This is a genomic window from Haloactinospora alba (assembly GCF_006717075.1).
In the GTDB taxonomy this organism is placed as follows: domain Bacteria; phylum Actinomycetota; class Actinomycetes; order Streptosporangiales; family Streptosporangiaceae; genus Haloactinospora; species Haloactinospora alba.
On record NZ_VFQC01000001.1, the window covers coordinates 3,437,175 to 3,457,980 of the forward strand.

The following is a 20,806-nucleotide window of genomic DNA, read 5'->3' on the forward strand; positions in this document are numbered from 1 at the left end:
ACGGGGTGTTCCGGTCCCGCGGCCGACGGTTCCGGGTTCTGCCCGGAACCCGGCTGGTGGCCGCCCGCGGGGCTCACTCTCGTCCTCCGCTCTCCGGCCCGTTGTCGGAACCGCCCGTGTCCGGGCCGCCGTTGGAGCCGGCGGGGGTGTCCGTCGCGGCGTCGCCCTGCCAGGTCTGCCCGCCGGACCACTCACCCTGGCCGTTGCCGCCGGTCTCCTCGGCGTCCTGGGGACCCAGCGGCGCCAGTTCCTTGGGAGTGGACACGGGCGGCCGGGAGGAGGGCTGGCGCTTCCCGTGGCCCGTGTAGGAACCGCGGGAGGGCCGTTTGGTGACCGGCTCGAAGATCTCCAGCACCTGGTCCTTGGTCAGGGTCTCCTTGTCCAGGAGGTTCCGCACCAGGTCGTCCAGCACGTCCCGGTACTCCACCAGGATCTCCCACGCCTCGTCGTGCGCGGACTCGATGAGGCGGCGCACCTCCTCGTCGATGAGGGAGGCGATCTCCTCGGAGTACTCCCGGGAGTGCGACATCTCCCGGCCCAGGAACGGTTCGCTGTTGCCGCTGCCGAACTTGCGCGCGCCGAGCCGCTCGCTCATCCCGTACTCGGTGACCATGTTGCGCGCCAGGTTGGTGGCCTTGTCGATGTCGTTGGCCGCGCCGGTGGTGGGTTCGTGGAACACCAGCTCCTCGGAGGCGCGCCCGCCCAGCATCATCGCCAGCTGGTCGGTCATCTCCGAACGCGAGGTGAGGAACTTGTCCTCCATCGGCACCGACATGGTGTAACCGAGCGCGCGACCGCGCGGCAGGATGGTGATCTTGTGCACCGGGTCGGCGTTCGGCAGGGCGTGGCCCACCAGGGCGTGGCCGCCCTCGTGGTAGGCGATGACCTTCTTCTCCGCGTCCGACATGACCTGGGTCTTGCGCTCCGGCCCGGCCATGACGCGGTCGATCGCCTCCTCCAGGGTGAGCTGGTCGATCTCGTCCTTGCCGGTCCGCGCCGACAGCAGCGCGCCCTCGTTGACCACGTTGTACAGGTCGGCGCCGGTCATACCGGAGGTGCGGCGGGCGATCACGTCGAAGTCGACGTTGTCCGCCAACGGCTTGCCCTTGGCGTGCACCTGCAGGATGGCCTTGCGGCCCTCCATGTCGGGACGGTCCACGACCACCTGGCGGTCGAACCGGCCGGGGCGCAGCAGCGCCGGGTCCAGGATGTCGGGCCGGTTGGTGGCCGCGATCAGGATGACGCCGGTCTTGACGTCGAAACCGTCCATCTCGACGAGCATCTGGTTCAGCGTCTGTTCCCGCTCGTCGTGGCCGCCGCCCATGCCGGCGCCGCGGTGGCGGCCCACGGCGTCGATCTCGTCCACGAAGATGATCGCCGGGGCGTTGGCCTTGGCCTGCTCGAACAGGTCGCGCACCCGGGAGGCGCCGACACCGACGAACATCTCCACGAAGTCCGAGCCGGAGATCGAGTAGAACGGGACACCGGCCTCGCCCGCGACGGCACGCGCCAGCAGTGTCTTACCGGTGCCGGGCGGACCGAACAGCAGCACACCCTTGGGGATCTTCGCGCCCATCGACTGGAACTTCGCCGGGTTCTCCAGGAAGTCCTTGATCTCGTGGAGTTCCTCGATGGCCTCGTCGGAACCGGCGACGTCCGCGAACGTGTTCTTCGGGGTGTCCTTGGTGATCAGCTTCGCCTTGGACTTGCCGAAGTTCATCACCCGGGAGCCGCCGCCCTGCATCTGGCTCATGACGAACAGGACGATCGCGATGATGATCACCAGCGGCAGGATGCTGAGCAGCACGGAAGCCCAGATGCTGTCCTGGGGCACCTCGACGTCGTAGGACGTGACGTTCCCGTCTTCCTCCAGCTCAGCCAGCCGGTCGGCGAGCTCCTTGCCCTGGCCCTCGACCCAGTAGGCCTCGTAGACCGTGCCGTCGGTGGTCGTGAGCTCGATCCGCTGATCCTTGTCGACGATCTGCGCGTTGTCGACCTTGTCGTTGTCGATCAGCTCGAAGACCTTCGACGTGTCGGCCTGCTGCGGTTCGGAACCGCCACCCACGTTGGTGAACTGGAAAACGGCGAAGAGCAAGAGGCCAATGACCGGGATCCACAGCCACGGCCCGCGGTACAAACGCTTGAGATTCATCTATACGGAACCCCGCTGGGTCCGTCCCTCCTGACCAGGCGGCCTGCCCCGAAAGCCGTAAGCGGCGCCGCGCCGGGAGGCCGGCCGGGTTGCTGTCGTCCAGCACGCCCGGACTGGCCCCTCCCGTTGGCGGGCCCCGTTATGGCCGCCGGAAGCGGGACCTATCGGACATGTATTTCCCTGTAACAATGCCGGGATAATTTGACGGTATACCCCTGCGATTACCGGTGCATCCGCCGTGGAGCACCCACCCCAGCGTATAGACCGTCACGACCCCAACGCGTCGGGGCCGGGCTGTTGTTCCCGTACCAGCGCAGCGCTGCCGGGGCGGGTCCGCGCCGTCCGCGGCGGCACCGCCGGCTCACCCCTGGTACACGTGCGGAGCGAGCGTCCCGATGAACGGCAGGTTCCGGTAGTGCTCGGCGTAGTCCAACCCGTAGCCCACGATGAACTCGTTCGGCAGGTCGAAGCCCACGCAGCTGATGTCGAGCTCCACGTCGAACGCGAGCGGTTTGCGCACCATCGTGCAGATCTCCACCGACGCCGGACCCCGGGACTTGAGGTTGCCGACCAGCCACGACAGGGTCAGGCCGGAGTCGATGACGTCCTCCACGATGAGGACGTTGCGGTCCTTGATGTCGCAGTCGAGGTCCTTGATGATGCGCACCACCCCCGAGGAGGTCGTTCCCGCCCCGTAGGAGGAGACCGCCATCCAGTCCATCCCGCACGGGTTGTGCAACTCGCGCGCGAGGTCGGCCATCACCATCACAGCGCCCTTGAGGACGCCGACGAGCAGCAGGTCCTTTCCAGCGTACGTCGCGTCGATCTCGGCGGCCATCTCTCGCTGCCGGGCCTTGATCTGCTCCTCGGTGACCAGGATCTTCTCCAGATCCTGACCCATGTCCTTCGCTTCCACGCTTTCCTCGCTGCTCGCCTCAGGGTTGCCGGAACGCCACCAGGATAATGGGCATACCTCCACGAAACGCCGTACCAGTGGCCAGCCCTCGGCCCTGCCAACCGTCGGACCGCCCCCGCGCTCCGGAGCGGCGCAGTGGGCGTTTCCCGCCGGGCAGGGCCCGGGTCACTCTCCCGCGTCCCGCCCGCTGGCCGCGCCGCTCGCCAGCACGATCCGTTTTCCGGTGCGCCACCCCCGCACCCCGCCGGGAAGCGGGATGTGTTTCTGCCCACGCCAGGCGCTCACGAGGCGTTCCAGTTCGGCCACGTGGCGTGCGGTGAGCTCGCCGGCAGGGCAGCCCGACTCCAGCGCCGTCCGGCGCAGGACCCGGGTGCGTACAGCGCGGGGCACCCCGCCCAGTTCGGTCACGTCCAGGGCGGGCTGCCCCTCGTGCTCCGTTCCCGCCCGCGATCGGACCTCCTCGGCCCACAGGTCCAGCGCGTCGGCGTCGTCCCGCAACAGGTCGGCAGTGCGGGCCAGGGACGGGGTGATCCCCGGCCCGAGGGCGGCCTCGAGGCTGGGAAGCGCGTCGTGGCGCACGCGCGAGCGTGTGTAGGCGGGGTCGGCGTTGTGCGGGTCCTGCCACGCATCCAGGCCCATCATGTCGCACGCGGAGCGCACCACCCGCCGGTCCAGCCCGAGGAAGGGGCGGCGGTAGCGGCCGGTGACCGCCGGCATCCCGGACAGGGAGCGCGCGCCCGAGCCCCGGGCCAGGCCGAGCAGCACCGTCTCGGCCTGGTCGTCGCGCGTGTGCCCCAGCAGCACCGCGGCGGCGGTGCACGCCTCGGCGGCGGCGTCCAGGGCGGCGTAACGGGCGCTGCGGGCGGCCCCCTCCGGGCCGCCGCCGCCGTCCACCGCGACGGTGCGGCTCTCCACCGGTTCCAGCCCGAGCGAAGCCATCTCCGCGGCGACCCACGCCGCACGGTCGGCCGAGCCCTCCTGCAGCCCGTGGTCCACGGTCACCCCGCCCGCTCTCAGGCCCAGGCGCGGCGCGGCGAACGCCGCCGCCGCCGTGAGTGCCAGCGAGTCGGGGCCGCCGCTGCACGCCACCAGCACCAGGTCGCCGGGGGCCAGGTCGGACAGGGCCCGGCGTACGGCCAGGCGCGCTGCGGCGATGTCGGGCGGTGGACCAGTCATGCCCGCAATCCTAGGGACCCGCGCGGGCTCCGGGCGCGCGGTCCGGCGCCGCCGCGGCGGTCACTCCCCCGCGGAAACCTGCCCGTCGCCCTCCGGCAGCGGCCGCGACCGCACCACGCGCGAGATCCAGGACTGCGGGTCGCGGATCTCGTCCATCGTCGGCAGGGTGCTGGGGGACTCCCACACGCGGTTGAACTCGGCCATGCCGACCTGTTCCACAACCGTACGGACGAAGGCGGCGCCCTCCTCGTACTGCTTCATCTTCAGGTCGATGCCCAGCAGCTGGCGGATGATCCGGTCCACCTGGTTGGCGCCCTCCCGGCGGCGCTGGAAGCGGCGCCGGATCTCCGCGACGGACGGGACGACGCTGGGGCCGACCGCGTCCATCACGTAGTCGCCGTGGCCCTCGGCCAGCGTCATGACGGCGGTGATCCGGTCCAGGATCTCGCTCTGCGCCGGGCTCTGGAACGCCTCGATGAGGTTGGCGTTGCCGCCCCGCATCACGTCCACGACGGCGTCTCCCGCCGCCCGCAGCCGCTCCAGGAACGCGCCCGCGTCCATGTCCGAGGCGAGCAGCATCTCCTGCATCTGCCCCTGGACGTACTCGCGCAGCCACGTATTGGACGTGAACTGGGTCCGGTGGGTCTCCTCGTGCAGGCACACCCACAACCGGAAGTCGCGCGGGTCGACCTCGAGCTCCCGTTCCACCTGCACGATGTTGGGAGCCACCAGGGTGAGGCGGCCCGTGGGGGCCGTGCCGTCGGGGTCCGGCGGCAGGAACAGCTCGTACTGGCCCAGTACCCGCCCGGCCAGGTAGGACAGCACCGCACCCAGCTGGGCGCCGGTGACGCGGGAACCCACCGCCGTGGACACGGGGCCGGTGGCGTTCCCCAACCGCGAGGAGCCCAACCGGTCCAGGATCGGCTCCAGTACCGCGCGGAACCCCTCCACGTTGGCCCGGATCCAGCCCGGCCTGTCCACCACAACCGCCGGACCGGCCGGTTCGAGTGGGCTCATGCCCGTGAATTCGGTCACATGCCCCTGGGCGGTGACGGACAGCTCGCGGAGCTGCGACACGGCCTGCCGGGCGTCGGCGATGTCCACCTGAGGTCCGGGCCGCACGAGGCGGGTTCCGGTGGTGACGGCTACGTCCCAGTCGATCAAAGTCACGCCCTCACCGTACCCACTGCGACGCCGCCGCACAGAGTGTTGGACACGATTTCCGGGTTGTCTCAGGGGAGCCCGGGGCCGCCGGTGTGTCGGAGGGGGCGGTTCAGGAGCAGCCGCAGGTGGCCACGGCGCTGGCGAGCCGGTCGAGCCTGCTGCCGCTGGCCAGCGGGTCGTTGGCGATGAACGCGAACAGCAGCAGCCGCCCGTCGGCGTCGTTGATGGTCCCGGCCAGGGCGCTCACCTCGGAGAGGGTTCCGGTCTTGGCGCGGACCACGCCGGCGCCCTCCTCGGTGGGGCTGTCCGGCGCGTACCGGCCGTCGAGGGTGCCGGTGAAGTGCGCCGTGGGCAGGCTGCTGGGGACCGTCTGCAGTTCGGGGTTCTGGGAGTCGAGGGCGGCGGCCAGCACGTCGACCAGGGCCTCGGGGGAGATGTTGTTGTCCACCGAGAGGCCGCTGCCGTCGGCCACGTCGACGCCGGAGACGTCGAGGTCGGACATCACTCCGGAGATCGCTGTGGAGCCGCCCCCGAACGAGGGGGACTCGCCCTCGCTGCGGGCCACGTGCCGCACCAGCGCCTCGGCGATGTTGTTGTTGCTCTCCAGCAGCATCTTCTCCACCAGCGCGGAGATCTCCGGGGAGGCCACCCGGGCGACGCGCTCGGCGTCCTCGGGGGCCTTCTCGGAGCTGGGGTCGCCGGACACGTCCACGCCCGCGTCCTCCAGCTGCCGGGCGAACTCCTCGGCGGCCTGGCGCGGCGGGTCGTCGACGGGGTAGCCGTCGTCGCCGTAGCCCTCGTTCACCATCAGCGCGTGCACGGGGGCGACACTGCCGCCGGTCACGTAGTTGGGTTTCCAGGAGGGCGCCAGGGGAGGTCCGCTGTACAGCGAGTCGTCGTAGGCGAGGGTGACCGTGTCCGTGCCGGAACCGTCCAGGCTGTCGGCGGTGCGCTGGGCCAGCTCCGTCATACTCGCCAGGGAGGGGTAACCGCCCGGGCCGGTGGAGCTCAGGGTGGGGTCGCCTCCGCCGACGAGGGTGAGCGTGTCGCCGGAGCGGACGACCCTGGTGTGCAGGTGCTCGTCCGGGCCGAGGGAGCGCAGCGCGGCGACCGCCGTGACCAGCTTCGTCGTGGACGCCGGGGTCACGCCCTCGCCGCCGTTCTTGTCGAACAGGCTCTCGCCGCTGGCGGCGTCGGCGACATAACCGGTGAGCCCCTCACCCAGCTCGATATCCGACATGGGATCATCGAGCTTATCCGCGAGCTGATTCGGGTCGACGGGGGCGGCGTCGGACGACGCCGCATCCGGTGTGTCCTTGGCGAGGGTGGCAGGGTATGCATCCGCCATCGGCGGCTGGGACCTCAGGACATCCACCGTGACAAAGCCTGATAGCAGTACGAATACGTTGAGAACGGCGGCGGTGGTAAGAGTCCAGGCCTGCATCTGCCGCACCCCGGCACCTGCCTTTCGTTGGCATCGCGACAAACGTGACCGATGTAGCGACACTATCCGTAAGGGAAATCCGAGACACACTCATGGAATTCGACGTCACCATCGAGATCCCCAAAGGGGAGCGCAACAAGTACGAGATGGAACACGAGACCGGTCGGCTGCGCCTCGACCGGATGCTGTTCACCTCAACCAGCTACCCCGCTGACTACGGTTTTATCGAGGGAACGCTCGGCGACGACGGTGACCCGCTGGATGCTCTCGTTCTGCTGAAGCAGCCGACGTTCCCTGGTTGCCTGATCCGCTGCCGCGCGGTCGGAATGTTCCGGATGCGCGACGAGGCGGGGGGTGACGACAAGATCCTGTGCGTTCCCGCCACCGACCCGCGCATGGAACACCTGCGTGACATTCATCATGTCAGCGAGTTCGAGCGTCTGGAGATCGAGCACTTCTTCACCGTGTACAAGGACCTGGAACCCGGGAAGTCGGTGGAGGGTGCCACCTGGAGCGGGCGCCACGACGCCGAGCAGGAGGTCGCCTCGTCGGTGAAACGCGCGGAGGAGGCCGGCGCGCACGGGGACACGTCCCACATCACACTCCAGTAGGACCCGAACCGTGCCGGCCGGTGCCCAACCGCGCCGGGCCCGTTCGACGAACGCGTCGACGGGCGCTGGTCTCCCGAGCGGCGCGGCCGGTGCCGCGCCGGCACGGCCCAGGGATGAGGGCGCGACGGTTCCCTCGCGGGGTGGCGGGCGACGCCGCGTGCCGGGACGGGTGTCCCACGGGCCCTACCCCTCTTTGGGGGCGCCCCTCACTCCGGGAACAGGTGGTCCTCCACCTCAGCGGTGAGCGCCTCGACCTCCTCCGGGTCGAGGACCTCCGGCCGGCGCAGGACGTAGCGCACCGCCTCCCGCGGGCGGGCGATGACGGTGCGGTCGGCCCGCATCACCCGCTCCGGCAACTGGCCGGACACCATGACGACCGGAACCACCCAGGGCCGGCCGTCCCCGCCGGCTTCCAGGACGCGCTCGATACGGCCGGCGCGCTGGGTGAGGCGGGCCACGACCCGGCCCACCGGGACAGCGCCGACGTACCACTCTCCTCCCGAGCGCCAGACCGTGTGCTGCCACGCCCGCGTCTCCAGCAGGTAGATACCGCCGGGACCGATCGCGACGTGCCGTGAGGCGGCCTCCGGGACGATGCGGTACCCCTTCCGCCGCAGGGTCCGCAACAGCCGGCCGCGGCCGTAGGGCGCCGGAACCCGCGGCGCCGTCCCCAGAAGCACGTAGGTGCAGGCGGTCAGTCCGGCGACGAGCGCCCCCGCCCGCCAACCGAGGAACCCGGCCGCCATGCTTCCCGCCGCGAGCACCACCGAGGCCCGTACCGCGACGCGCGCCCACACCGCCCCCGGTTCCTCGGGGCGGTCACCGGGACGCTTCCCCTCACTCTCCGACAACGATGGCATCCCGCCCCCGGTCACGACGGGGAGGAGGCGAAGAGGCGGGTCGGTGCCCGCCCGGTGCCGTGCCCGGTTCCGGCAGCCGGCCCCGCAGCGGGGAGAGGGCCGCGACAGTACCGCATCCGCATCAACCGATCACCTCTTTCCAGTGCACCGTGAGCGCGGGTGCCGGTGCCCGCCCGGCCGCCGGTGTTCCGTCTCCCGGACCGGTCCCGGCTCCGGGAACCGGGACCGGTAGTCACCGCATCCCGCAACCATCGCAGAGAGCCTTCCGGCACCGTCCATTCGTCTCCGGGACCGGTGGTGAGCTACCGAAGGGAGTCACCTGGGAGTCTCTTATGGCATCACCGGTCGCGGTAGTACCGCAATGCGTTCCGGCGAAATACGGCCCGGTCCGAGCCACAGGTTCCGGGCCGCCGGACCCCGCGCCCGTCCGGCCCGGACGGGCGGACACGCAGCGCACCAGCCATGCGGCGTGAGACATCCGACATCCTGTTTCGGCCACGACGGTTGACACTCACGCATCGCCGCTGATCTGCTACGGGTATGCATCCGCGCACCGCACCGGCTTCGTCACCCATGACTCACATGGCACCCGCGGCGTCTGGCCGCGCAGCCGGCTTCGCGTGTCGCGTCCCTTCGTGTTGTTCCTGCTGCTGAACACACCCCGCATCCGCGCCGTCTGAAGGGGACCCGTCCGGTACGGCCGGACGGCTGAGCGTTCCGCTCCTCCCCCGGCGCAGGAAACTCCCCGTGCCAGGAACACGACTCCGTGTCGCACGCCAGCGCGCACCACACGAAGGACCACCCGTGCCCCAGAACACTTCCACCGCATCCCGTCCCGCCGTCGTCCCAGCGCCCGGACCGGGCCCGGAACCGTTGCCGGAACTGCTGGAAGGCGTCGGCGACGTCGTCCTCGCCGGACACTCCACCGGCTACCCACACCTCGCCGTGCGCCCCGCCCCCACCCCGGGGCAGTTGGCGGCCGCCGCGCGCGAGACCGCGGCCGAGGCGCCCGCGGCCGGATGGCACACTCCGGGCCAGTGGCGGACCGTCCCCTCCGACTCCCGCCCCGACACGGCCACACGCATCCGGCTGTCCGTGGCGGTGCTGCCGCCGAACGCCTTCCTGGCGCTTCCGGCCGAGGCGGCCTCCGGCAGCGGCGGACCGCGGACCGCCGCCGTCCACATGGCGCGCGGCCGGGCGCACCTGGTCGCCACCAGCGCGGATGGGGCGATGACGGCCGTGCAGCGCCTCACCACCGAACGCGGCCACGTGTTGGGGGCCCGCTGCGGGCACCACCTCATCAACACCGGCGACGAGACCGCCGTGGTGGTACACGCCCACGGCTGACCGGCCACGTCACTCCTGCGCCCCCTCGGACGACTCGGAGGGGCCGGCTCCCCCGGACGGCTCCTCCGAACCCGTACCGGTGGTGTCCTCCTCGTTCTGGCGCCGCTCCAGTTCCACCCGCAGGGCGTACTCCGCCGCGTCCACCGCCGCGCGGGCCGTGATGGCGTTGGTGTGCGCCCGGTCCAGGTCCTCCAGGGCGATGCAGTCGAACGAGACGCGGGCGTCGTGGACCGCCGCTTCGAGCTGGCGCTCGGCTTCTTCCAGGCTCATCTCCTCCCCCTTCCCTCCCTGCCGCACCACCGGGCGCGGCGGGGACGTCCCTGACGAGTACCGACATACCGAGAACTCCGCGTTACGGGTGCCTACCCGCCAGGACAGCCCACCATGTCCGTTCCGTACCGCCTCGGGTGTGGAGCACCACATCCGGTCCCGTGGGAAACCGCTGGCCAACGCGGCGTCACACACGGCAGCTAGGATTGCCGGGTACGGAAGTGAACGGAGGAGAGCATGCGCAACCGCTACCCCGGCACGTGCCGGAGCTGCGGCGCCAAGGTCGCCGCCCGGGCCGGGGGGCTTGTCCGGGACGGCCGGCGGTGGCTGACCTACTGCGCCGAGCACACCCCTGCCCCCGCTCCGCCGCCGCGCGGCGAGCACCCCGGGTGGCACGGCGGCGAACTCGCCGGGTTCGACTGTGAGACCTCCGCCCGGGACCCCCGCACTGCCTTCCTCGTCTCCGCCGCGCTCGTGGACACCTCGGGGGCCACCCGCACGTGGCTGGTCCACCCCGGTGAACGCGAGATCCCCGAGGAAGCCATAGCGGTGCACGGGATCACCAACGAGCGGGCCCGGGACGAGGGCGTTCCCGCCCCGCAGGCTCTCTCCGAGATCGCCGACATCCTCACCGACCACCTCCGCGCCGGCCGGGGACTGGCGATCTTCAACGCCCCCTACGACCTCCGGGTCCTCGACGGCGAGCTCCGCCGCTGCGGAATACAACCGCTGGAGTCGCGGTTGACCAGGGCGCCGTCGCCCATCGTCGACCCACTGGTCATCGACCGTGGCATCGACCCCTACCGCTCGGGACCGCGCAACCTCGGCGCGATGTGCGACCACTACGGTGTGGGGCTGGTGGACGCGCACACCGCCGACGGCGACGCGGCCGCCTGCCTCTCCCTCGCCAGGGAGATCGGCGCGCGCTACCCCGACCTGGCGGGGTTGGAGCTGGCCGAGCTGCACGAGCGGCAGGTGGCGTGGGCCGCCGACCGCGCCCGGGACCGCCAGACATGGCTGGACAACAACAGACCGGGTCACGGCACCGTCGTGGACGGGACGTGGCCGTACTGAACCACCGGGGGACCCCGTTCGGGGAACCCCACGTCAGTGTGCGTCTCTTTGCTCCTATCGTGGACAGGCGGTACCGGAGGTGACACTCCGGGTTCCGTCGTGCGCCCGTCCAGGCCCTGCTCGTGACGAGCGGCGCGTCCAGCGCCGCGCACACGTCCGCCGAACAGGGCCCGCGTCCCCCACGGGTGCGTTTCGGGGAGAACAGAACCCCGCCTCATCTGAGGTAACCGAGCACGCGGGGCCGTCGTGTGCCATCCCCCGACGGACGGCACCGTGCCCGCTCGCCGTAGGACGTCAGAGAAGGAGGCGGCGCGCCCGCAAAAGGGGCGCCGGATACCGTGGCGACAGACAACAGCTCATCCAGCGGGGACATCAACACCGAGGATTTACTCTGGGAGCCGCCGGCGACGTCGGAGGCCGACCGCGCCCCCCGGACCGACCGGGTGGTGTTCGGCACCGCGGCGTTCCTCGCCATCGCGTTCCTCGCCTGGGGGATCATCTCCCGCGACTCACTCAGCGGCATGTCCAGCACCGCCCTCGCGGCGCTGGTGCACAACGGCGGGTGGGCCTTCATCCTGGCAGCCTCCGGCTTCGTCGTGTTCGCGCTGTGGCTCACCTTCAGCCGCTACGGCGGCATCCGGCTGGGGCGCGACGACGAGGAACCCGAGTTCCGCACCATGTCCTGGATCGCCATGATGTTCGGGGCGGGGATGGGGATCGGCCTCGTCTTCTACGGCGCCGGTGAACCCATCACCCACTTCCTCAGCCCACCACCGGGGACCGAGGCGGAGAGCGCGCCCACCGCGATGGCGACGACGCTCTTCCACTGGACCCTGCACCCGTGGTCGATCTACGCCGTCGTGGGACTGGCCATCGCCTACGGCACCTACCGCCTGGGCCGGGGCCAGCTCATCAGCGCCGTGTTCACCCCGCTCATCGGGGAGCGGCACGCCAACGGCGCCGTCGGGCGGATCATCGACGTGTTCGCCCTGTTCGCGACCCTGTTCGGGACCGCGGCGTCCCTCGGGCTGGGTGCCCTGCAGATCGGCAGCGGGCTGGAGGAGATCGGCTGGATCGAGCAGTCCAGCGACCCCGTGCTGATCACGGTCATCGGCGTGCTGATCCTGTGCTTCCTGTTCTCGGCGGTCTCCGGTGTCGCCCGGGGCATCCAGTGGCTGTCCAACACCAACATCGTGCTGGCCTTCGGCCTGCTGGTGTTCCTCCTGCTGGCCGGTTCCAGCGTCTACATGCTGAACATGGTGCCGACCGCCCTGGGCAGCTACTTCAGCGGCCTGTTCGACATGTCCGCCCGCACGGGCGCCACCACCAGCGACGAGTGGCTGTCCAGCTACACCATCTTCTACTGGGCGTGGTGGATCTCCTGGTCGCCGTTCGTGGGCATGTTCATCGCCCGCATCAGCCGCGGCCGCACGATCCGCCAGTTCATCGGCGGCGTCATCCTCGTCCCGAGCGCGCTCAGCCTGGTGTGGTTCTGCGTGATGGGCGGCTCCGCCCTGAGCCTCGGCTCCACCGACAGGATCGCCTCGCTGGGTGACGACGCCGAGTCGCAACTGTTCGGGCTGCTGCGGGAGTTCCCCGCCTTCACCCTGGTCGCGCTCGTGGTGATGGTGCTGATCGGGATCTTCTTCATCACCGGCGCCGACTCCGCCTCCATCATCATGGGCACCATGTCGCAGGGCGGCGCCATAGAGCCGAGGAAGCACATCACCGTGTTCTGGGGCCTGATGATGGGCGCCGTGGCGGCGATCATGATGCTCGCCGGCGGCAACGACGCGCTCACCGGGCTGCAGAACCTCACCATCATCGTGTCCGCGCCGTTCGCGATCATCATCATCCTGATGTGTTTCGCCCTGGTCCGCGACCTCAAGCGGGACCCGGTGGTGCTGCGGTCGGCGAAGGGCGAGGAGGTCGTCACGGCCGCCGTCATCGCCGGAGCCCAGGACCACGACGGGGATTTCCAGTTGGAGATCTCCCCCACCGAGGACACGGAGACCGACGGGTCCACCGATGGAGAAGCGGCCTCGGACGAGGGGACCGAACGGGAGTCCGTTCCCGGTTTCGCCGCCAACGGGCACGCCGGACCCGACGGCCACTCCACCACGCGGGAGCACGCCTCCACCAGCGAGTGAACCACCGACCCGTGCGGGTGACCCCGATGATCCGGGGTCACCCGCACGACGCTTGCGGTGGGTGCCGTCGGGCCCACGGTCCAGCGGCCCATCCCCACGTGCGTGGGGAGCATCTCCCCGGCGGCCGGGGTGACCGTTCCGGTGGCGGGTCCATCCCCGCGTGCGCGGGGAGCATTCCGAGGGACAACCCAGTACGGCGGGGATGAGGGGTCCATCCCCGCGTGCGTGGGGAGCATCTGGTCGGATTGGCGCGGTGCGGGCACGCGCAGGGTCCATCCCCGCGTGCGTGGGGAGCATCCTCTCTGACCTGGTCTTCTAGGTCGCGCGCATGCCCGTGTGTGTAACTTCTGGATATTCGGACATAGCACGCACACCCCTCAAAACGGATCGCTGCCAGGTGGCGCGGCATCCACCACCGCGACGGGGTCAGGAGACCACATCCGTCCTCACGACGCACGCCCCCGGTGGGACACCGAGGCCGAGAACGCGACCACACACCCGCCCGTGTGCGCACCCGCTGCCAGCACAGCTCACAGGTGACCTCACCCGGCCCCATCCACGCATGCGTGGGACTCACGAGGTCACTACCCACACCGCAATGGATACCGAGGGTCCATCCCACATGTGTGGGGCTCACCTTGGAACCGGATGCGTCGCAGCGCTGCGCGCCGTTCCCTCCCCACGGGGGCCGCAGGGAGGGTCGGTACCTATGGAGTCGGGCGTCATAGTGCCGCTCCGGTTCAGGATTGGGACGCTGCCTTCTTCTGCGCCCGCTCGGCCTTACGGCGCAGCTGGTTGAACGCCCCGGCCAACCCCATCGCCTTGCGCACCTCGAAAACCACCTGCTGAACCTCGCGCCGGGTACGCTCGGTCCCCTCCACGATGATCTGGTCCACCAGACCAGGCTGGGCCTCAAAAGCGGCGCGGCGTTCGCGAACGGGGTCGAGGAACCGGTTGATGGCGGCTGCGAGCGTGTCCTTGACCTCGACGTCGCCGACTGTGCCTGCCCGGTAGCGTTCCTTGAGGTCGGCAACCTCGGCCGGGTTGTCGTTGAACGAATCGTGGTAGACGAAGACCGGATTACCCTCGACCGTTCCCGGGATGTCGGCGCGTACCCGGTTGGGGTCGGTGTACATGGCGGATACCTTCCTGCGAACCTCCTCGGCACTGTCGGAAAGGTAGATGACGTTGTCCAGCGACTTGCTCGCCTTGGCTTGGCCGTCGGTACCGACCAGGGAGGACACTTCGCTGGTGATGAGTTCGGGTATCGGGAAGGTCTCCCCGTAGAGGTGGTTGAACCGCCGTGCGATCTCCCGGGTGACCTCCACGTGGGCGTGGTTGTCCTTGCCGACCGGGACGGTGTGGGCCTTGACGCAGAGGATGTCGGCAGCCTGCAGAACCGGATACCCCAGAAGCCCGTAGGGCATCTCGGTCTCCTTGTCCGCGTCGCGGGCCATGTCCTTCAGGCTGGGGATGCGTTCCAGGCGCGGCACAGTGATCAGGTTCTGGAAGAGCGTGTTGAGTTCGCCGATCTCCGGGATGGCCGACTGCAGGTAGAAGGTCGCCCGCTCGGGTTCGATGCCCGCAGCCAGGGAATCGAGCACCATCTGGCGGGCATTGGCCGATATCTCGTCGATGTCGGCGCGGGCGTTCTTGGTGGTCAGCATGTGCAGATCAGCGATGATGAGCCAGGTCTCGTACTGGTGTTGCAGCCTGATCCGGTTGGCGATACTGCCCACATAGTGGCCCAGGTGCAGCTTGCCTGTGGGGCGGTCGCCGGTGAGCATCCGCTGATCTGTCATGACGGTAGGACCCTTCGTCCAGGTGTCGGTCGTCGTTGTATGTGCACGCGTGTCACGGGCGGCCCGGAACCGCAGCCTCAATCGCCTCAATGACGGGGGCAACGGTGGGGACATTGATCAGATGGACTTGGATCCACCCGGGCAGATTCCAACGGTGACCATCGCGATACTGAGCGTTCCGCGATTGAAGTCTATCGACGACGGGTTGGTACACACCCGCGAGATTCATTAGCAGGAAGTTCGCCTGGCTGGGAACGTAGGCGATACCGCGTCCGTCGAGCGTGGCGGTCAAAGGAAACATAGTTATCTCCGAATGAGCCCGCTCCATCCCCACGTGCGTGGGGCTCACTGTCCCACTCCGGACCCAGCGGTGGCCTGCACGGGTCCATCCCCACGTGTGTGGGGCTCACCCACCTGCAATAATGCGCAGCTTTATTCTTTTGCAACTCCATATGACCGGTATCCCGCCGAATGCGGTCAGGATCTGACCATACCGTTCCACTGCTATCAACACCCCCCATAAGACCACGGAGAACCGACCACTCTCGGGCACCGAGGGAAAGGCAGGAGCACCCCTCGAGGGATGTAGGGCGTGTGCGGCCTCGGCTCACACACGCCCCACTTGCGCGCCCGACCGGCGATGCGCACAACCGTTGGGTCCTATTCCTGGAGTTCGACCGGGATCCAGTCGGTCAGGGTGCGCGGGTTGGCGTGCCGCACCGGGCCACCCTTAGCCGGCCGCACGAGGACTTCCCCGCTGTCCGTTCCGGGCTGGGGTGTGTGGCCGGTAACCACGTGCACGGTGGAACCAGCTGCGTGCAGCCGCACCCGCAGCCCCACGGGCCAGCGGCACTGCAGATACGACAGATCCCCACCGGAGAGCCGCTCCACCGTGTCGGGGTGGACGGTGACCGTGTGGGCATCGCCGACCGTGTCGCGGGGAGCGATCCGCAGCATCCCGTCAGCCTGCTGTGTGACGACATCCCACGGGGCGAGGCCATCGGGCTCCCCGGGCAGCCGCACCCACATGCCGGGCTCCCACCCGGGCTCTACTCCTCGCACAGGCCACCACCCCCAGCGCTGTGCTGGTGGGAAACCCTTCCCGTGTTCTCGTCACCCCTGCCGGTGTCGTGGTCCTCGTTCTCGTCGCCGAGCCAGGCGTCCAATCGGTCGCGCAGCGCGAGGATGGTCGCCCGGACCTGGTTGAGCCAGAACGCGTGGCCCTCGGTGGCCTGGACGAGCTGCTCCACCAGGTCACGCAACTCGCGGCGCTCCTGCGGGGTGAGATTCACGCCTGACCACCCCCGTCCTGGTGGTGGATGGCGGCCATCAGGGTGTGGACATCGTCCGGGAGGAACCGGCGGTGCCCGCCCGGAGTGACCACCACCGGGGACAAGCGCCCCTCACGCACCCAGACGTTGACGGTGGAGGTGGTCACGCCGAACACCTCGGCGACGTCACCCGGACGCAGCAACGGGGCGGGCCAGTTGTTGGGGATACTCACCGGACCACCCCCACCGGGGTTGTCTGCTCGCGCTGGGATACCCACTCGCGTACCAACGGCGACAGTGCCTCGCGGACATCGTCCAACCCGTCGCCGTAGGCCGGTGGGGCGAGAGGTTCAGGCGTGATGGCAGCACCGCAGGCCGGGCAGTACCCCTCTTCCTCCCGCTCCTGGCGGTGGCGTTCGTGCTGGGTCACGTAGGGCCGCACCGGGCTGTGCTCCTCGGGATCAAGCACCTCGGGGTCAGGAAACGCGGCTGAAGGCACCATGCCGCTATCCACGTCCCGGCAGGAAATCCCGGCCTGGTCGTGGGTCCCGCCCCGTGGCGACGGCACGGTGAAGCGGCGTGCCGTACCTCGCCTGGCGGGTGGCGGTGGTGCGGCACGTGGGGTCGGGCGTTCGTGGTGATGCCGGTAGCGCGTGGGTGGGACCAGGGCGACAGCCAGGATCAAGAGCAGCGTCCACAGAGACGCGAGGGTGTGAAACATAGGAGACCCCTCGGGTCAGGCCGCTAGAGCGGCTTGGATGAATACCCCTCTATGATTAACTTCGGAATCCAATCTTTGCAAGAACATCAAAGGAATCCGACTAGCGGAATCCGAAAGATGCCTGTTTGAGAAGATCCCAATACGATCGGGGACACCACTCCCCTGGAGAGAAGTCCTAATGAGCAGGAGATACAGCCCAACTGTTCGCAGGCGACGCTTGTCCGCTGTACTGCGTCAGCTCCGTCATGACTGCAACATGACCCTGGAAGGTGCTGCTGCGAAGCTTGAATGGTCGCGCGGAAGGCTCGCGCACATGGAGGGCAACAAGTGGACACGTCCGGACATCAATAACGTCCGGCTTCTCCTCGACCTGTACGACGTCACCGACGAGCAACAGCGCGAAGGTGTCCTCACCCTGGCACGCCAATCACGCCAACGAGGCTGGTGGCAGAAGTACAGCGACATCTTCGGTAGCGACACCTATGTCGGCTTCGAGTCCGAGGCGAGCGTCATCCGGACTTACCAGACCATGGTGATTCCCGGACTGCTGCAGACAGCCAGGTACGCGGAGGCGTCAGCCCGGGCTTCTCTCGCCCGCCCGGCCGAAGAGGCCCAACGAATCGTGGCCACACGCCAAGCGCGACAGGAGATCCTCGACCAAGAGGACCCTCCCCTCTTGTGGGCGATCATAGACGAGTCCGTGTTGCACCGTCTGTTCGTAGCCGATGATGTCGCGCGCGAGCAGGTCGAACACCTGATAACGGCGGCCTCGAACCCGGACAATGGGATCACGCTTCAAATCATGCCGTTTTCGGCAGGGTTGCATCCCGGCATCAGCGGTCCGTTCGTCATTCTCGACTTCCCGGGCGAGATCGACCCGTCGATGGTTTACCTGGAGAGCCGCATCGACAGCCTGTTTCTTGAGGAGCCCGAGGAGGTCGCAGAGTACAAGCTCGTCTTTGACCATCTTCTAGCTGCAGCCAAGTCGCAGCGGGAATCCATCGAGATCATGGAAAACCTACTCACGAACCTGTAAGGACCGACCGTGTATTCATCCGACGAACTGTACTTCCGCAAGAGTTCGTACAGCGCTACCGCCAAGGAGTGTGTCGAGATCGCCGACCTGCCCTCCGGAGTCGCTATTCGCGATTCCAAGCAGCCGGAGAGCGGGCACCTCGCGTTTCCCGCCACCGAATGGAGCGCGTTCTTGCGCGAACTCCGGGTGACTACCGCCCTCTAACCCCCGAAAGACCGAAGGCCCCGGCTCATCACCGGGGCCTTGGTGTATTCATCCGGCTTCATCCTACCCGCCGTAAAGGTGAAGGAACAGGTGGCTGGTCGGGACGCTGCACCGCCCTACATTCCACGCCACCCAGAACCGGCAGGGCGGCCACCTATCGTTCTCCACCTCCGAGTGGCAAGCGTTCCTCACCGAGACCCGCGCCAACGTCTCTGAACTCTTGCCCCTGCGCCGAGCCCCAATCACGGCACAGGAAGTATCAGTAGTCCTCGGCAGGGCAGCAACCTGGGCCTGCCATCCTCTCGAGGGCTACTCCAAGCACGTCTGTAGTAGTTCCTACGACTGCCGCTGACATGTCGAATGGTTCCGCGATGTAGTGGCCATCGAAAGCGAAGCTTCCGGGGTCCGGATGTACCAGCCGCTCGTGATCCCCGGCTTGTTCCAGACATCCGAGTACGCCCACGCGTTGCTTCAGTTCGGCGGGTCAGGGAAGACTCCCACCGAACTTCGGGAAGCTGTGGATGCCCTGCCTCCCGCAGCATCCCGCGCGCTGATGGAGACGATCAGGAGACAGTTCGATGATGAATGAGAACTGGGTCAAGTCCAGTTACAGCCAGAAGGGTATGGACAACTGCGTCGAATGCCGTGGCGAGGAGCGCACTGTCCAGGTCCGCGACACCCAGAACCGCCGTCTTGGCCACCTGTCGTTCTCCACCTCCGAGTGGCAGGCGTTCCTCACCGAGGTCCGTGCCGAGCGCATGTAACCCTTATCCGGTGACGCCCCGCTCACGGGACGAACGCGCTCAGCCCCCAGCTTCGGCCGGGGGTTGTTTTCGTGTGGGAACCACCCCGGCGCGGGCACGGCTCCGACCGTCCGCTGCGGTTCGTCGAACCGGAGCCGTTGGTGCCCTCCCCAGGAGGAGCGGCAGGTCCCACCCGTCATCCCGACGCGTTCGCTCCGGCGCGTGACCTCCAGGCGCACCCCGTGGACGACGCATCCTCCTCGGCACAGGCGGGTAGGTACCCCCGCGGAGCTCACGCACCCCACGCGGAGGAGGACCGCCGGTGCTGTACCTCATCCTGCTTCTGCTGCTGGTCTGGCTCGCGCTGACCGTCCTGGGCATGGTCCTCAAGGGCCTGTTCTGGCTCACCGTGCTCGGTGTCGTACTGTTCCTGGCCACCGCCGCCTGGGGCTGGCTGCAGAAACCGCGCCCCTGACGGGCCACCCCTGCGCCCCTGGCGCAGGGTCACCGGGCCCGGACGACGCAGCTACCCACCGCCTTGTCGTGCAGGGTCTGGCGATAGGGCTCGTCCCACAGCGGCCACAGCAGGTCGACGAGCCATCCCAGACAGGTCGCCATGCTGAGGGCCAGGTGTACGAGGGAACGACCGGCTGCCGGAGCGAGCGACGGCGGCCGTCCGGTACGCAGGGACACCACCCTGATCCCGGTGAGCAGCTTCCCGAGCGTCCTTCCCCAGCGGGCGTGCAGCAGCCAGAAGTAGGCGAACACCGCGAACGCCGCGAGGAGGGGCAGGAGGGCCACAGGAAGCATCATCTCGGGTGTCTCCTCCGCCGACTTCCCCTCTGCGTCGAACACCTCGATGGACAGCAGCATCCCGCCGACGAAGATGCCGAACGCCACCGGGACGGTCACCAGCATGTCGACGAGGTACGCGCAGGCGCGGGCCGGCCAGCTGGCCAGTGCCGGTCCGGCCGCAGCGCCGCCCGGCCAGGCGGGATAGCCCTGCGGCGCGGCGGGATGGGGGCCGTGCGGGGAGGTGTGGGGGTGACCGGTTCCGGCGGGGAAGTGTCCCCCGCTGGGCTGACCGGGAGGAGGGTACAGGTGGGCCACCGGTCGTGTTCTCCTTCCAGGAACGGGCGGACAACCACACAGTCTCGCACAACGGGGGTGTGGCGTCCGGCACCCGTCGCCGACCGCGCCGCGGCCCGCCACAGCACCGGGGGACTTAGCATGCCGGCATGACTTCCCCCCGCGAATCCCCACCACCGGGTGGTGTGCCCGTCGCCGGCACGATACTGCTGGTTCTCACGACCATGCTGGCGTTCCTGGGAGCGTGCTGGCTGGGGTTCATGGCCCTGCTCCTCAGCGACCCTCCGAGTTGCTGGATGCAACTGACGGAGATAGCCCAAGCCCAGTGTGAGTACGACAGGAACCAAGGATACGACCGCACCCCGGCCTACCTCTCCGCCGGGATGGCCGTCCTGGCGCTACTGTGGCCGGCCGCTGCGTGGTGGTGGCGCCGTCGGCGCCTGATGCGCTGGTGCGCCCTGCCCGTCCTCCTGGTGATTCTGACACTGGGCGTCGTGCTGCCCGACCTCATCTGGGAACCCGTGTGAGGCCGACACGACAAGACCGGGGCGGGCGTTGATCCCGCCACCCAACTGGCCACCAAAACAAAACGCCGCCCCTCGAAGGGGCGGCGTTTTCCCTGAGCCGCCTGCCGGAATCGAACCGGCGACCTATTCATTACGAGTGAATCGCTCTACCGACTGAGCTAAGGCGGCGCCGGTCCCGCGCGCTGCGGAACCGGGATCAGTGTAGCGCGTTTCGCGACCCGAACGGTACTCGGAAACCCGGCGGGCGAC

23 protein-coding genes and 1 tRNA gene are annotated in these 20,806 nt (G+C 68.9%); 10 read left to right on the forward strand and 14 right to left on the reverse strand.

The window, feature by feature from the left end; translation table 11 throughout:
- Nucleotides 1–73 precede the first annotated feature (73 nt).
- The 5 genes from ftsH to dacB form a co-directional block, all read right to left on the reverse strand.
- Nucleotides 74–2,152 (reverse strand): ATP-dependent zinc metalloprotease FtsH, encoded by a 2,079-nt coding sequence (ftsH, locus tag FHX37_RS15525; protein ID WP_141924572.1) that lies wholly within the window; start codon nucleotides 2,150–2,152, stop codon nucleotides 74–76.
- Between the two features lie 361 nt (nucleotides 2,153–2,513).
- Nucleotides 2,514–3,068, reverse strand: a complete 555-nt coding sequence (hpt, locus tag FHX37_RS15530) for a hypoxanthine phosphoribosyltransferase (protein ID WP_141924573.1) — start codon at nucleotides 3,066–3,068, stop codon at nucleotides 2,514–2,516.
- Between the two features lie 165 nt (nucleotides 3,069–3,233).
- Nucleotides 3,234–4,244: a tRNA lysidine(34) synthetase TilS gene (gene tilS / locus FHX37_RS15535; protein WP_141924574.1), complete on the reverse strand. Its 1,011-nt coding sequence runs from the start codon at nucleotides 4,242–4,244 to the stop codon at nucleotides 3,234–3,236.
- Nucleotides 4,245–4,304: 60 nt separating this feature from the next.
- Nucleotides 4,305–5,447: a zinc-dependent metalloprotease gene (locus FHX37_RS15540; protein ID WP_394344502.1), complete on the reverse strand. Its 1,143-nt coding sequence runs from the start codon at nucleotides 5,445–5,447 to the stop codon at nucleotides 4,305–4,307.
- A 70-nt stretch (nucleotides 5,448–5,517) separates the two neighbouring features.
- Entirely contained in the window at nucleotides 5,518–6,756 is a 1,239-nt protein-coding gene (gene dacB / locus FHX37_RS15545) for a D-alanyl-D-alanine carboxypeptidase/D-alanyl-D-alanine endopeptidase (protein ID WP_246062312.1), read from the reverse strand.
- A 188-nt stretch (nucleotides 6,757–6,944) separates the two neighbouring features.
- Between dacB and FHX37_RS15550 the strand changes: the two genes are divergently transcribed.
- The gene (locus tag FHX37_RS15550; protein WP_141924576.1) at nucleotides 6,945–7,463 is read left to right on the forward strand and encodes an inorganic diphosphatase; all 519 of its coding nucleotides are present in this window, start codon (nucleotides 6,945–6,947) and stop codon (nucleotides 7,461–7,463) included.
- Between the two features lie 206 nt (nucleotides 7,464–7,669).
- On the opposite strand, the gene FHX37_RS15555 is transcribed toward FHX37_RS15550, so the two are convergent.
- A complete protein-coding gene (locus tag FHX37_RS15555) occupies nucleotides 7,670–8,314 on the reverse strand; it encodes a nuclease-related domain-containing protein (protein WP_246062313.1) in 645 nt (214 codons plus the stop codon).
- An 813-nt stretch (nucleotides 8,315–9,127) separates the two neighbouring features.
- Between FHX37_RS15555 and FHX37_RS15560 the strand changes: the two genes are divergently transcribed.
- A complete protein-coding gene (locus FHX37_RS15560; protein WP_141924577.1) occupies nucleotides 9,128–9,670 on the forward strand; it encodes a hypothetical protein in 543 nt (180 codons plus the stop codon).
- Between the two features lie 9 nt (nucleotides 9,671–9,679).
- Here the strand turns inward: FHX37_RS15560 and FHX37_RS15565 are convergent, their stop codons facing one another.
- Nucleotides 9,680–9,940 (reverse strand): hypothetical protein, encoded by a 261-nt coding sequence (locus FHX37_RS15565; protein WP_141924578.1) that lies wholly within the window; start codon nucleotides 9,938–9,940, stop codon nucleotides 9,680–9,682.
- 237 nt (nucleotides 9,941–10,177) lie between these two features.
- Between FHX37_RS15565 and FHX37_RS15570 the strand changes: the two genes are divergently transcribed.
- Nucleotides 10,178–11,014, forward strand: a complete 837-nt coding sequence (locus FHX37_RS15570; protein WP_141924579.1) for an exonuclease domain-containing protein — start codon at nucleotides 10,178–10,180, stop codon at nucleotides 11,012–11,014.
- 338 nt (nucleotides 11,015–11,352) lie between these two features.
- Nucleotides 11,353–13,164 (forward strand): BCCT family transporter, encoded by a 1,812-nt coding sequence (locus FHX37_RS15575; protein WP_141924580.1) that lies wholly within the window; start codon nucleotides 11,353–11,355, stop codon nucleotides 13,162–13,164.
- A gap of 740 nt (nucleotides 13,165–13,904) precedes the next feature.
- Here FHX37_RS15575 and trpS read toward each other — a convergent pair.
- From trpS to FHX37_RS15600, 5 genes are all read right to left on the reverse strand, one after another.
- Nucleotides 13,905–14,966, reverse strand: a complete 1,062-nt coding sequence (gene trpS, locus FHX37_RS15580; protein ID WP_141924581.1) for a tryptophan--tRNA ligase — start codon at nucleotides 14,964–14,966, stop codon at nucleotides 13,905–13,907.
- Between the two features lie 660 nt (nucleotides 14,967–15,626).
- Nucleotides 15,627–16,028: a hypothetical protein gene (locus FHX37_RS15585; RefSeq protein WP_141924582.1), complete on the reverse strand. Its 402-nt coding sequence runs from the start codon at nucleotides 16,026–16,028 to the stop codon at nucleotides 15,627–15,629.
- Nucleotides 16,016–16,258, reverse strand: coding sequence for a hypothetical protein (locus FHX37_RS15590; RefSeq protein WP_141924583.1), 243 nt, complete (start codon nucleotides 16,256–16,258; stop codon nucleotides 16,016–16,018). Before FHX37_RS15590 ends, FHX37_RS15585 begins: the two co-directional genes overlap by 13 nt.
- On the reverse strand, nucleotides 16,255–16,470 hold the full coding sequence (locus tag FHX37_RS15595) for a MerR family transcriptional regulator (protein ID WP_141924584.1): 216 nt from the start codon (nucleotides 16,468–16,470) through the stop codon (nucleotides 16,255–16,257). Before FHX37_RS15595 ends, FHX37_RS15590 begins: the two co-directional genes overlap by 4 nt.
- The gene (locus tag FHX37_RS15600) at nucleotides 16,467–16,739 is read right to left on the reverse strand and encodes a hypothetical protein (protein ID WP_141924585.1); all 273 of its coding nucleotides are present in this window, start codon (nucleotides 16,737–16,739) and stop codon (nucleotides 16,467–16,469) included. The genes FHX37_RS15595 and FHX37_RS15600 overlap by 4 nt, the downstream gene beginning before the upstream one ends.
- A gap of 397 nt (nucleotides 16,740–17,136) precedes the next feature.
- Between FHX37_RS15600 and FHX37_RS15605 the strand changes: the two genes are divergently transcribed.
- The 5 genes from FHX37_RS15605 to FHX37_RS22925 all read left to right on the forward strand — a co-directional run bounded on the left by FHX37_RS15605 (nucleotide 17,137) and on the right by FHX37_RS22925 (nucleotide 19,416).
- Nucleotides 17,137–17,994 (forward strand): helix-turn-helix domain-containing protein, encoded by an 858-nt coding sequence (locus FHX37_RS15605; RefSeq protein ID WP_141924586.1) that lies wholly within the window; start codon nucleotides 17,137–17,139, stop codon nucleotides 17,992–17,994.
- A gap of 9 nt (nucleotides 17,995–18,003) precedes the next feature.
- Complete coding sequence (locus FHX37_RS15610) at nucleotides 18,004–18,198, forward strand: DUF397 domain-containing protein (RefSeq protein WP_141924587.1); 195 nt, start codon at nucleotides 18,004–18,006, stop codon at nucleotides 18,196–18,198.
- Nucleotides 18,199–18,574: 376 nt separating this feature from the next.
- Entirely contained in the window at nucleotides 18,575–18,787 is a 213-nt protein-coding gene (locus FHX37_RS15615; RefSeq protein ID WP_141924588.1) for a Scr1 family TA system antitoxin-like transcriptional regulator, read from the forward strand.
- The gene (locus tag FHX37_RS15620) at nucleotides 18,777–18,962 is read left to right on the forward strand and encodes a DUF397 domain-containing protein (RefSeq protein WP_141924589.1); all 186 of its coding nucleotides are present in this window, start codon (nucleotides 18,777–18,779) and stop codon (nucleotides 18,960–18,962) included. The genes FHX37_RS15615 and FHX37_RS15620 overlap by 11 nt, the downstream gene beginning before the upstream one ends.
- 301 nt (nucleotides 18,963–19,263) lie before the next feature.
- On the forward strand, nucleotides 19,264–19,416 hold the full coding sequence (locus FHX37_RS22925; protein ID WP_170181598.1) for a hypothetical protein: 153 nt from the start codon (nucleotides 19,264–19,266) through the stop codon (nucleotides 19,414–19,416).
- A gap of 29 nt (nucleotides 19,417–19,445) precedes the next feature.
- Here FHX37_RS22925 and FHX37_RS15625 read toward each other — a convergent pair whose 3' ends face one another.
- Nucleotides 19,446–20,051 carry an RDD family protein gene (locus FHX37_RS15625; RefSeq protein ID WP_141924590.1) on the reverse strand — a complete coding sequence of 202 codons (606 nt, stop codon included), beginning with the start codon at nucleotides 20,049–20,051 and terminating at the stop codon, nucleotides 19,446–19,448.
- Nucleotides 20,052–20,179: 128 nt separating this feature from the next.
- Between FHX37_RS15625 and FHX37_RS15630 the strand changes: the two genes are divergently transcribed.
- Nucleotides 20,180–20,557: a hypothetical protein gene (locus tag FHX37_RS15630; RefSeq protein WP_141924591.1), complete on the forward strand. Its 378-nt coding sequence runs from the start codon at nucleotides 20,180–20,182 to the stop codon at nucleotides 20,555–20,557.
- 95 nt (nucleotides 20,558–20,652) lie between these two features.
- Here FHX37_RS15630 and FHX37_RS15635 read toward each other — a convergent pair.
- Nucleotides 20,653–20,725 (reverse strand) — tRNA-Thr (locus FHX37_RS15635).
- Between the last annotated feature and the right edge of the window lie 81 nt (nucleotides 20,726–20,806).